At 67.1% G+C, this 12,447-nt stretch carries 8 protein-coding genes; 3 read left to right on the top strand and 5 right to left on the bottom strand.

Going from position 1 to position 12,447, the window contains the following annotated elements; translation table 11 throughout:
- Window positions 1–29: 29 nt before the first annotated feature.
- From ABZX86_RS18560 to ABZX86_RS18545, 4 genes are read right to left on the bottom strand one after another with little or no spacing between them, the layout of a single operon-like run.
- Complete coding sequence (locus ABZX86_RS18560; RefSeq protein WP_355124980.1) at window positions 30–3,137, bottom strand: MMPL family transporter; 3,108 nt, start codon at window positions 3,135–3,137, stop codon at window positions 30–32.
- Entirely contained in the window at window positions 3,137–3,883 is a 747-nt protein-coding gene (locus tag ABZX86_RS18555) for an NYN domain-containing protein (RefSeq protein ID WP_355124978.1), read from the bottom strand. Before ABZX86_RS18555 ends, ABZX86_RS18560 begins: the two co-directional genes overlap by 1 nt.
- Entirely contained in the window at window positions 3,880–4,734 is an 855-nt protein-coding gene (gene trmB, locus ABZX86_RS18550; RefSeq protein WP_355124976.1) for a tRNA (guanosine(46)-N7)-methyltransferase TrmB, read from the bottom strand. Before trmB ends, ABZX86_RS18555 begins: the two co-directional genes overlap by 4 nt.
- A gap of 59 nt (window positions 4,735–4,793) precedes the next feature.
- Complete coding sequence (locus tag ABZX86_RS18545; RefSeq protein ID WP_355124974.1) at window positions 4,794–6,212, bottom strand: lipase family protein; 1,419 nt, start codon at window positions 6,210–6,212, stop codon at window positions 4,794–4,796.
- 249 nt (window positions 6,213–6,461) lie between these two features.
- Between ABZX86_RS18545 and ABZX86_RS18540 the strand changes: the two genes are divergently transcribed.
- From ABZX86_RS18540 to ABZX86_RS18530, 3 genes are all read left to right on the top strand, one after another.
- Window positions 6,462–7,172 carry a hypothetical protein gene (locus ABZX86_RS18540; protein ID WP_355124972.1) on the top strand — a complete coding sequence of 237 codons (711 nt, stop codon included), beginning with the start codon at window positions 6,462–6,464 and terminating at the stop codon, window positions 7,170–7,172.
- A gap of 225 nt (window positions 7,173–7,397) precedes the next feature.
- Window positions 7,398–8,837, top strand: coding sequence for a hypothetical protein (locus tag ABZX86_RS18535; RefSeq protein WP_355125814.1), 1,440 nt, complete (start codon window positions 7,398–7,400; stop codon window positions 8,835–8,837).
- Between the two features lie 222 nt (window positions 8,838–9,059).
- On the top strand, window positions 9,060–10,886 hold the full coding sequence (locus tag ABZX86_RS18530) for a phosphoenolpyruvate carboxykinase (GTP) (protein WP_355124970.1): 1,827 nt from the start codon (window positions 9,060–9,062) through the stop codon (window positions 10,884–10,886).
- Window positions 10,887–10,999: 113 nt separating this feature from the next.
- Here the strand turns inward: ABZX86_RS18530 and ABZX86_RS18525 are convergent, their stop codons facing one another.
- A complete protein-coding gene (locus ABZX86_RS18525) occupies window positions 11,000–12,433 on the bottom strand; it encodes an aldehyde dehydrogenase (protein ID WP_355124968.1) in 1,434 nt (477 codons plus the stop codon).
- Window positions 12,434–12,447: the final 14 nt, after the last annotated feature.

The following is a 12,447-nucleotide window of genomic DNA, read 5'->3' as shown; positions in this document are numbered from 1 at the left end:
GGCTCTGTGTCGATATCAGGCTGTGGATATCAGTCGCGGTTCTGGCGCCGGAGCAGTTCGTTCACACTGACCGTGCGACCGTCACCACCTCGATGCTTGCCCTCGTCGTCCTCCACACTGTCCTGGTCCTTATCGGTGCGGCGGCGAGCCGAGCGCAGATCCGACATCCACTGCTCGATGCTGCTGCGCCCGCCGGCCTTCGGCGGATCCTCGGCGGAGTGATGGGTCGGATGCGGTTGTTCGGCAGTTTCGGCGGTGGGATCGGCCGCAGGCTGCTCCTCCTCGGGAGCATGCGGCTGATACAGCTGCGCCCGGGTCGCCGGATGCGGCGGCATTTTCGCCTCCGGCGGCGGCAGTACCCGCTCCGCGCCGACCACCCGCGGGGCGGGCGCGGCCGGAGGCTCCGGATCCGATTGCGGCGCAACCGGCTCGGCCTCCGGCGCCGGCTTCGACACCACGGGGACGGCGGCCTGCACCGGGAGATCGGTCGGCAGCCCACCGCCGAGCTCGGCACCCGAACGGCGTTCCGTCACACTGAAATCGGTGGTCTCGGGTTCCGCGCCGGCATCGTTGCCGGCGGACCGGCCGCTCGCCGAATCGGCATCGGCTCGCGCCGGCACACCCGCGGGCGCGCTGAAATCGGCAGGACCGCTGCGACCGCCGGACGAACCGAGATTGGTCAGCGAGACATTCAGCCCCGCGCCCGCCGCACCACCGAGCAGGGATTGCGGAGGGCTGGAAGGCTTTCCACTGCCCGACGGTGCACCGGCATCCTTCGCCGTGGCTTCGGCATCCGGCGCCACGGTCTTGTTGATGCGCTGTGTCGGCGCCTCACTGTCGATCAGCCTGGCGGGCCGCGGTTTCCGCGGGAACCGGCTGGTGGCGTCCTCGGACAGCGCCGGCATCTGCATGGTCACCGGATCGGTGATGGGCGTGGTCTTGACCAGGTCGACCACCTCGCCGCCGCCGGGCCGCTCATCGTCCAGAATCGGCTCGCCCAGGCCGATCTTCTGCTGAATCCGCTTCATCCAGGCCGGAGCCCACCAGCAGTCGTCGCCGAGCAGCTTCATGATGGCGGGCACCAGCAGCATGCGCAGCAGGGTGGCGTCGATGAACAGCGCCGCGATCATGCCGTACGCGATGTACTGCATCATCACCACGTCGGAGAACGCGAACGCGCCGGTCACGGTGAGCAGGATCAGCGCGGCGGCCGTAATGATGCGCCCGGTCTGCGCGGTACCGGCCCGCACCGCCTCGGTGGTGGACGCACCCATGGTGCGCGCCTCCACCATTCGCGACAGCAGGAAGACCTCGTAGTCGGTGGAGAGGCCGTAGATCACCGCGATGATCAGCACCAGCACCGGCGACATGATCGGCTGTGGCGTGAAATTGAGCAGACCCGCGCCGTGACCGTCGACGAAGATCCAGGTCAGAATGCCGAGTGTGGAGCCGAGACCCAGGGCGCTCATGAGCGCCGCCTTGATCGGCAGCACCAGTGATCCGAAGGTCAGGAACATCAGGATCGTGGTGATCAGCACGACCAGGCCGATCATCAGCGGCATGCGATCGAGCAGCGCGCTGATCGAGTCCTGCTGGATGGCGGGCTGTCCGCCGACCAGTACTTGAGCGTCGTCCGGCACATCCATGGACCGCAGATAGTCGATGGTCGGCCCGGCGTCGTTGACGCTCTCCAATTGCGCGTCCGTGGTCCACACATCGGAACCGTTGGGCGGCGTCGCCGGAATCGAGAACGTGCTCTTCTTGACCAGACCCGGAGCCTTGTTGGCCTGGGTCAGGATATTGCCGATGTCCTTGGGATTGCTGGTGACGATGATCAGCTGCACCGGTGCGGACTTGCGCAGCGGGAAGTACTCGTCGAAGTGCTGCTGCGCCAGACGGGTCGGATTGTCCGGCGGCAGATAGGTTTCGCTGATGCCGCCGAAGGCCAGGTTCTTCACCGGAATGATGAGCAGCAGCAGGCCGACGCAGATCGGAATGGCGACCTTCAGCGGATGCTTCATCACCCACGCGGTGAGCTTGCCCCAGAAACCGGCCTCGATCTCCTCATTGCTCTTGGTCTTGTTGAACCACTTGAGCCCGAACGCATCCACCCGCGGCCCCAGAATGGCGAGCAGCGCGGGCAGGATGGTGATCGAGGAGAGCGCCGCCAGCGCGACCGTCGCAATGGTCGCGTAGGCAATCGATTTCAGGAAGCCCTGCGGGAACAGCAGCATGCCGCCGAGGCTCGCCACGATCATGGTCGCGGAGAACATGACGGTGCGGCCGGCGGTCATGACCGTGCGGCGCACGGCCGCCTTGGTGTCATAGCCCTCCGCCAATTCCTCGCGGAATCGGCTGACTATGAAGAGCCCGTAGTCGATGGCCAGGCCGAGGCCGATCATCGACACCACGCCGCTGACAAAGGAATTGACGTCGGTCACCTTCGTCAGAGCCATGATGATGCCGTTGGCGCCGAGCACCGTGAGACCACCGACGATCAGCGGCAGCGCGGCGGCGACCACACCGCCGAAGATGAAGAACAGCAGGATCGCGACCGCCGGAATGGCGATGAGCTCCATACGTTTCTGGTCGGCCTGCATGGTGTCGTTCAGCGTGCCCGCGACCGGCTGCAGGCCCGCGACCTCGACCTTCACACCCGGAATGGCGAAGGCGTCCTTCACCTTCCGGTAGTTGCGCAGCATATCGGTGTCGTTATCGCCCTTGATGGCGATGGCCGCGAAGGCGTGCTTCTTATCCGCGGTACCGGCCTGGGACGGAATCCACTGGCCGGTATCGGTTTTCCAGTACGCGCCGTTGACCTTGTCGATCTCCGGATACTTCGCGGTCAGGCCGTTCAGGCTGCTGACGACCTCCTGGCTGAACGCCGGATCGTCGATCGTCTTGCCGTCGGGCGCGGTGTACAGCACGAGCACATCCGCGCTGTGGTCACGCCCGTAGACGGAATCACGCAGCACCGCAGCCTGTGACGACGAGGAGGTCGGATCGTCCCATCCGCTGGAGCTGAGATGGTCTTCCAACCCGAACCCGAAAGCACCGAGCGAGAGCAGCGCAGCCACCACTATGCCGAGAACGGAATAGCGCAGCCGATAGACCAGGTCGCCCCAGCGGGTGAACACTAAGCGACTCCTTGAGCGGGGCGGGAGGTGAGCAGTGCTGTCAGCGGCCGGAACGGCTGCAGCCATGCACCCTCGTCGGGCAGCGAATCGAGGCTGACCCTGGGCAGTGGTTCACGGAACACGCCCGGGATGTCCTCGAGATCGATGAACTCGAGAATATCCGACGTGACCGCCCAGCTCGCGTGCTCGCGGAATCCCAGCACTTGAACGGGCACGCCGCTGGCGGCGATTTCTTCGAGCGGTGCGCGAAATGCCTGGCCGTCGGCGGAAGCGACCATGATTCCGGCCAGTCCCGCGCCGCGACGGCGGAGCTGGATATGGCCGAGCATATCGCTGTCGACATCGGAGTCTTCATCAATTTTGGGCTTTGCGAAGACGGCGTAGCCGACATTGCGCAATGCCTCCACCCACGGTCGCACCACATCCGCGGTGCCCGGGGCGATATTGGTGAAAACGGTCGCTTCGGGTTCGACGCGCTGGCGACTGCCCACGGATAGTTCCGCGGTGCGGGCCAGCAGCCAGCGGCCGAGGGCGTCGAAACGTGGTCGGTACGCGGCGGTCGGGCGGCCGCCGAGAATTGCGCCGAGACCCATATCCAGGTTGGGCGCATCCCAGACGAGCAGCACGCGCCGTAAATCGGTGCTGGTGCCACCCACGCCCACGGCGCCCGTTAGTTCGGACGATGCAGTGCCGTGCATTATTTCGGCAACATCCGCGACCTCCGGGGCCATCTCACTGACGCTCATGATTCGATCTTCCCCCAGATGAACTCCGTGATGGCGCTACCCGCGCGGAGTCCTTTTCCTTCGAACTTGGTAATCGGACGTTCAAAACCGATCGGTGCGGTTTCAAGGTACCTTGCGGAATCCCCACCCGTTGCCTCATTCATGCCAATGAGCTGGGATTCTCCCTTTCCCACCTCGGCAATCCATTCGGCATAATCCGCGTGATCGGTGGCGACGTGCAACACGCCGCCGGGACGCAGGCGACTCGCGATGAGTGTGAAGGTCGCGGCCTGCAGCAGCCGGCGCTTGTGGTGGCGCGCCTTCGGCCACGGGTCCGGGAAGAACACTCGGACACCTGTCAGCGACTCCGGAGCAACCATATGCTCGAGCACATCCACGGCATCGCCGCGCAGGATGCGAATGTTCTCGATCTGCTCGCGCTCGACGCGCTGCACCAGCTGTGCCACGCCGGGCTTGTAGACCTCGACGCCGATCAGGTTGAACTCCGGCTCGGCCTGCGCCATGGCCGCGGTGGCTGTGCCGGTGCCGCAACCGATCTCGACGATCAGCGGTGCGCTGCGGCCGAACCAGGCGTCGGCGTCCAGCTTCTCGTCGGAGACGTCGCGGCCGATGCGCGGCCACATCCGCTCCCAGGATTGCTGCTGCTGCGGGGTGAGTGCACCGCGGCGCGAGCGGAAGCTGGTGACCCGGGGGTAGAGGCGGTTGCCGCGGGCGGCACGGTCGATACCGTCGCCGGTGGTGCGGTCGATACCGTCGCGGGCGGCGTGATCGCCGTCACCGGCAAGGTCGGCGGACCGCGGCCCGGGGACTGACTCGGCAGTGTGGTTCGCGGCGTCGTTCACGGCGTCCATTGTCCAGTATCAGGTGATTAGCGCGGCAATCGACTAGGCGTTCGGGCGTGTGCCATCACTCAGGCTGCCAGGCCCGACGCCTCGGCGGCGACCGGCTCGGACTCCTGCCGGAGAGCCCATCCGAACGTGACACGCATTGCGGTAGTTGCCAATTCCACCAATCCGCGCCAGTGCGACGGCTCGAGGGCTACCGACCAGACGGTCTTGGTTGTGGGTTCCGTGAGAGTTTTCCCGGCGATGCGATCGGCCAGCCAATCCAGGCTCAACGGGGTGGAGAGCGGCAGCATCGAGAAGTGCTCGCTCAGGCGATCCCGGATGTACCAGACCGCCGCGCCCGCTTCCCGGTAGCGCTGCACCTGACCATCGATGCCGTCGACCCCGATGACCTGATCGTGAATCGGCTGCACCACCAGTACGGGGCAGGCCGGAGCCGCGCTGCCGAGGCGGATGTCGTCGAACATCTCCGCGAGCTGGGGCAGTACGTCGTCGAGCGGGCGATTGAGGTAGTTCTCCAGGCGGCGGCCCACCAGCAGCGGAAGTGCGGCGAGCGGGCCGAGCCTCTGCACACGCTCGAGCAGGCGGCGGCCCTCTTCGGTGAAGTCGTCGCGGACCACCTCGGCCATGGCCGGATACACCCGATGCAGTGCGGCTATGACGATTGCCGGGAATCCCGCGAACGCGCCACCGTTCAAACGCAGGAACACCTCGCCCGGATCACCCACCGGTGCGCCGAGCGCGGCGCCGACGATATTCAGCTCGGGGGCGTACTCGGGAGCCATCTCGATGGTCCAGGCGCTGGCCATACCGCCGCCCGAATAACCCCACACCGCGATCTTGGTATCGGGGCGCAATCCCAGCGGAGCGAACCGCAATGCCGCGCGCACACCGTCCAGCGAGCGGTAGCCGGGCTCGCGGGGCACTCCGAAACCGCCGTGCGGGCCTTCGTGATCGGCGATTGTCACCGCCCAGCCGCGCCGCACCGCATTCGCGACCAGCAGCCACTCCAGCTGAGTGATCGACCCGGGCGACAGCGCGCCCTTGCGCAGCGCGTACGAGGGCGCACAGCGATCGGTCACCGCATCCATGGCCGACCCGAAGACCAGCAGCGGCCGATTCGCATCCGGCGCCGCGCCCTTCGGCAGCAGCACCGTGGTGATCGCGACCTCCGGGCGGCCGTGCATATCGCTGCTGCGGTACAGCAGCTGCCATGCCGTCACCTGCTGGGATACCAGTCCGAACAGCGCCAATTCCACCGGGCGACTGCGCAGCAGGGTGCCGGGGGCGTGCGCGGCGAAGCCGCTGGGCGGGCGGAGGAACGGATCCCGGCTCGGCGGCAGCGGGCGCTGCGAAGCGCTCCGGCGTACGGGTGTCCGAGGCTGTCGCGCGGTCGGCCGGTCGGCGGCGCGCGTGGGGGCTGGATCGAACTGTCCCGCAGGTGAATCGGTCATACCTAGGTCATCGTCGGCAGTCGTGGTCATCGCAACCTCCCAGAGTGAGTCCGGCTGTCGGACCCGAGGGAGCCGTCGTGTGCCGCTGTCGAATGAACAGTCGATCGGTTCGAACAGTAGGGGAGTTTGCGGTATCTGTGAAGAGCAGTTGCATCGAATTGTGCTGTCGCACAGATAGACCCGCAGCTCACCACTGCTATCCCACAGTGCGTGATTCGCGCCCCGACCGGCTCCGCCGAAATCTCCGCGCCCGCAAGGCGCGCCGACTAAGCTGCCCCCGTGTCGGCCGGGCGACCACCGCGCATCCAGGTGACCGGCCGCTCCCGCGCCGGTAAATCCACCGTGCGAAATGCGTTGTCGCTCATATCTGCCGAAGAAACGGCGCCGCTCGACGTCCCCGGGCAACCGGACCCGGTCCTCGACGGCGACCTCCTCCTCTACATCCTCCCCGGCGTCCTCGGCCCCGCCGATCGCCGCGTCCTCGCCACCCTGCCCCCGGACCGCACCCTTGTGGTCCTGAACAAGGCCGACACCATCGGCACCCGCTGGTCCGACGCCGCCCTGACCGCCGACCGCCACACCACAGCCCTCGGCATCCCGACCTTCCCCGTCGTCGCCTCCCTCGCCGTCCACACCCGCGCAGGCACTTTCACCGAGTCCGACCTCCGCACCCTGCATCGCCACCGCACCCGGACCGACCCCGCCTTCACCCTCACCCCCGACCTCTTCACCGACCCCGCCGTCGCCGAAGACACCCCCGCCCGCCGCACCCTCCTGACCCGCTGGGACCTCTACGGCATCTCCTGCGCCCTCACCGCCCTCCGCCACAACCCAACCCTCCACCCCCACCCCCTCCTCCAAATCCTCCACTCCGCCAGCGGCATAGACCCCCTCCACCAAGCCCTCCACCGCCACTACCAACAAGCCACAACCCGCCTGACCCGCGAATCCCCCACCCACCAAGCCGATCCGGCCCCCGACAACGAATAACGGATGTTGGACCGCCAGCCCGCTCAGACCTCGGTCGAATTCGACCCACCCGGCCACGCCGAACTGCCCGGGCCAAATGTGGTGCCTCCCTGCGGATTGGATCTGCCTCCGGTCCAGCGAATGCCGCCGCTCCCGATCGCAGTGCGTGAGTCGCCGCCCCCAGTCGAAGCCGTTACCAGGCCGCCGCAGAAACCGAAGCTGCCTGATGCCGCGGAAGCGGTGGTGATGCGCTGGAATCCGCACGGGTTGGCGCTGCTGCTGGCGGTACAGAGCGACATGCTTGCGGCATCGGCGGCATCGGTGGCTCTGATCGGTGCCGACGAGTCGAATTCACTGCTGCTGCGCGCGGAATTGGCTCGGTTCGTGCCGCGGATCGAGCTACTCCCGACCGAGTCGCGACCGGTACCGGTGGCCTGCGTTCTGTTGGAAGCGGGTGCCCCGATCGGGCGGGAGGGCTTGGGGACGGTCCAGCGACTGCGAGCCGACGGGACCCGGATTGTGTTCGCCCTGGACGGGTTTCACGCGCACCGCGAGTGGCGGGAGGTGCTGGAACGGGATGTATCACTCCTATCGACCGAGGATCGCGTCGAAATCGTTCCTGTTTCCGCGCGGATGGAGACCGCGGCACGGGTGAGTGGAGATGCGGCGCTGGCTGATCGATCGGGTGTCGGGTTGCTGCATGCGCGGCTGGTGGCGGCCGCAGGGGCCGGGCCGTCGGCGGATCAGGCGGAAATCGTGCGCGAAAGGGTGTTGGCAGAAACGCGGCGGCGCATCGGAATCGAGCTGGAGAAGTTGCGCGGTGGTGGGGATGTTGCCGGGTTGCGGGCTGAACGGGCGACATTGTTGGCGGTGAATGATGGTGGGCGCGGGGCTGCGATGGGGGTGCTGCGGAATCGGTTGCATTTGGCTCGGGTGGATCTGCTGCATGAGGTCGGGGTGCGGATTCGGGGGTTGAATGCGGTGGCTCGGGCGGATATCGAGCGGTTGCCGCGTAGCGGGCTGGGGGGCTTTCCGCAGGGTTTGCAGAATTCGGTGGAAAAGATCACACGGGAGGTTGATCGTGTGAGGTGTCAGCGGCTCGCCGAATTGGACGAGCTGATCGAGAAGGCTGTTCGCGCATCGGAACTGGCGGGAAATCCCGGGGCGGCACTGTCGGCGCAGGTGGGGGCGTTGTCCGCGGAGTCGGAGCGGCGGCCGCGGGTGGGTTCGGGGCCCGAACCGCGGTGCGGGGGTGTCGAAGATCATCTGATGATCGCGTTAGGGGCCTCGGCAGGGTTCGGGCTGGGACGGCTGGTGGTGCTGCCGCTGGCGCTGTGGGAGGCGGTGGATTACGCGCTGGCGCCGGTCAGTCTGCTGCTCGGCGCGGCCGCGGCGGGGTGGGTGGTGCGGGCGCGCAGGCAGCTCGCTGATCGCGCTCATTTGCGGCAGTGGGTGGCGGATGCGCTGGTCAACGTGAAGGCGCAATTGGAGCAGCGGGTGGTGACGGCACTGGTGGAGGCGGAGGAGCGGCTCACCGATCACGTGGTGCGCACCGCGACGGCACACCTGGTCGAAACAGACCGTCGGGTAGGGGAATTGGAGGCGCAATTGCGGCAGGCGGCGCAACGGCGACCTGCGCTTCTGGCGGCATGCGAACGTGACATTGGCGCACTCGATTTCGCATAGTCGCTGGTTGAAGGTTTCGACCCGGTACCGACTGGACAACCCGATTCCATGCGCCGCGATATATGGCGTTAACCTCTATGACAGGAACCTGGGCGTCCGCTTGGTCCTTGTACGCCGTCCAGCCGGGACGTGCTATCGGCAAGACTGGTGGGTGCCTTGCCGCAATTGGTGGCACTCGGTGTCGCGAGCACCCCGGGCCACCCATCTCAGGAGAGTTGTTTCATGACCTCAGCGACCATTCCTGGTCTACACGATGGCACCGCGCCCACCGAGCACAAGGAACTGCTTGCCTGGGTACAGGAGGTCGCAGAACTCACCCAGCCAGACCGCGTGGTCTGGTCGGATGGTTCCGAGGCGGAGGCGGTGCGGCTCTCCGAGCAGCTCGTCGCCGCGGGCACCTTCAAGAAGCTGAACGAGGCGAAGAAGCCCAACTCGTACCTCGCTCTCTCCGATCCCTCCGACGTCGCCCGCGTCGAATCTCGCACCTACATCTGTTCGCGCAACGAAGCAGACGCCGGTCCGACCAACAACTGGGTCGACCCCGCCGAGATGCGCGCCACCATGACCGAGCTGTACCGCGGCTCGATGAAGGGCCGCACCATGTACGTGGTGCCCTTCTGCATGGGCCCGCTCGGCGCCGAGGACCCCAAGCTCGGCGTGGAGCTCACCGACTCCGAGTACGTCGTGGTGTCGATGCGCGTCATGACCCGCGCCGGCACCGCCGCGCTGGAGAAGCTCGGCACCGACAAGCCCTTCGTGAAGGCGCTGCACTCGGTCGGCGCCCCGCTCGCCGAGGGCCAGGCCGATGTGCCGTGGCCGTGCAATGACACCAAGTACATCACCCACTTCCCCGAGGACCGCGAGATCTGGTCCTACGGTTCGGGTTACGGCGGCAATGCGCTGCTGGGCAAGAAGTGCTACTCGCTGCGCATCGCCTCCGCGATGGCGCACGACGAGGGCTGGCTGGCCGAGCACATGCTGATCCTCAAGCTGATCTCGCCGGAGGACAAGGCGTACTACATCGCCGCCGCCTTCCCGTCGGCCTGTGGCAAGACCAACCTCGCCATGCTGCAGCCCACCATCCCGGGCTGGCGCGCCGAGACCCTCGGTGACGACATCGCGTGGATGCGCTTCGGCCCGGACGGTCAGCTGTACGCCGTCAACCCGGAGTTCGGTTTCTTCGGCGTCGCGCCGGGCACCAACCACAGCTCCAACCCGAACGCGATGGCCACCATCGACGCCGGCAATACCGTCTACACCAATGTCGCGCTCACCGATGACGGCGATGTGTGGTGGGAGGGCCTGGAGGGCTCGCCCGATCACCTCATCGACTGGAAGGGCAACGACTGGTACGAGCGGGAGTCGGAGACGCTTGCCGCGCACCCGAACTCGCGCTACTGCACCCCGATGTCGCAGTGCCCCACCCTCGCTCCCGAATGGGACGACCCGCAGGGCGTGCCGATCTCGGCCATCCTCTTCGGCGGTCGCCGCAAGACGACCGTCCCGCTGGTGACCGAGTCCTTCGACTGGCAGCACGGCGTGTTCATGGGCGCGACGCTCTCCTCCGAGCAGACCGCCGCCGCCGAGGGCAAGGTCGGCACCGTCCGCCGCGACCCGATGGCCATGATCCCGTTCCTCGGCTACCACGTCGGCGACTACCTGAACCACTGGATCAATATCGGCAAGAACGCCGACGCGAACAAGCTGCCGAAGATCTTCTACGTCAACTGGTTCCGCCGCGGCGCGGACGGTCGCTTCCTGTGGCCCGGATTCGGCGAGAACTCCCGCGTGCTGGAGTGGATCGTCGGCCGCATCGAGGGCAGCTCGCAGGCCGAGCCCACCCCGATCGGCAATGTCCCCACCGCCGCGCACCTCGACCTCGAGGGCCTGGACGTGGTGGCCGCCGATGTCGACGAGGCGCTGCTGGTCAACCCCGAGGAGTGGAAGAAGGAAATTCCGCTCATCGAGGAGTGGTTCGAATTCATCGGCGACAAGCTGCCCTCCGGCATCCGCGACGAGTTCGAGGCCCTCAAGGAGCGTCTGGGCTGATCCAGCCTCCCCCGGAACCTTGGCGCACGGCTGAGTGCCGTGCCCGCAGATTCTGAAAACGGCCCGCCCACACCGAAACGGTGTGGGCGGGCCGCTTTTTGTAGCGGGGTCGTCTACATGCCCATGGGCATGAGGACGGACTTCTGCTCGCAATAGGCGTCCAGGCCCTCGGGGCCGTTCTCGCGGCCGATTCCGGAGGTCTTGTAGCCGCCGAAGGGTGCGCAGGGGTCGAAGGCGTACCAGTTGATGGCGTAGGTGCCGGTGCGGACTCGGGAGGCGATGGAGACGCCGTGTTCGATATCGGTGGTCCAGACCGAGCCGGCGAGGCCGTAGTCGGAGTCGTTGGCGATGGCGACCGCCTCGTCCTCGGTGTCGTAGGGCAGGACCGAGAGCACGGGGCCGAAGATTTCCTCGCGGGCGATGGTCATCGAATTCGTGACATCCGCGAAGACGGTCGGCTGGACGTAGTAGCCGGGGAGGTCGTCGGGGCGGCCGCCGCCGAGCAGCAGGCGCGCGCCCTCGTCCTTGCCCTTGGCGATATAGCCTTCGACGCGTTCGCGCTGCGCCTTCGAGATCAGCGGGCCCAGTTGGGCATTCGGATCGGTGGGCAGTCCGAGCGGGAAGGCGCGGGTGGATTCGGCGAGCGCGTCGAGGATCTCCTCGTACCGGCTGCGCGGCGCCAGAATGCGGGTCTGTGCCACGCAGGCCTGGCCGCTGTTCATCAGGCCCGCGAAGGCGAGCTTGGGCATATCGGCGATATCCATGTCCGGCAACAGAATTGCGGCCGATTTGCCGCCCAGCTCGAGGGAGCAGCGCTTGAGCTGACTGCCCGCCATGGCCGCGATTTTCCGGCCGACCGCGGAGCTGCCCGTGAAGGTGACCTTGTCGACGCTGGGATGGGAGACCAGGTACTCGGAGACCTCGGCGTCGGCGGGCAGCACCGAGAGCACGCCCTCGGGCAGTCCGGCCTCGGCGAAGATATCGGCGAGCAGATTCGCGGTGAGCGGTGTCAGCGGCGCCGGCTTGAGAATGACCGTGCAGCCTGCGAGCAGCGCGGGGGCGAGTTTGTTCATGGCCAGGAACAGCGGCACGTTCCAGGCGATCACGGCCGCGACGACGCCGACGGGTTCGCGCATCACCCGGGTGGTGCCGAAGATGCCGGTGCGGGATTCGTTCCAGGGGAAGACTTTTCCGAGCCCGGCATAGAAATCGAGCGTGCCCTTGGCGGGGAAGGTGTTGAGCGTGACCGCGGCCATGGTCGGGGCGCCGGTCTCGGCCGAGAGCGCCGCGGCGAGGGCCTCCGACCGCTGATCGAGCAGCTGGGAGGCGCGGGCGAGGACTTCGGCGCGCTCCTCGGGCGGGGTGGTCGGCCAGGGGCCGTGATCGAAGGCGTGCCGGGCGGCCCCGACCGCGGCGTCGACGTCGGCGTGGGTGGGCTTGGGGACGCTGCCGACGGTTTCGAGGGTGGCCGGGGATACGACGGGGATGGTCTCGGTGCCGGCGGGTGCGGTCCAGCGGCCGCCGATGAACAGACTCTGGTACTCCATGAGAACACGTTACA

Source organism: Nocardia sp. NPDC006630, assembly GCF_040611495.1.
GTDB lineage: Bacteria > Actinomycetota > Actinomycetes > Mycobacteriales > Mycobacteriaceae > Nocardia.
The sequence above is the reverse complement of the archived record's forward strand: the minus strand, read 5'-3'. Positions and strand labels throughout refer to the sequence as shown.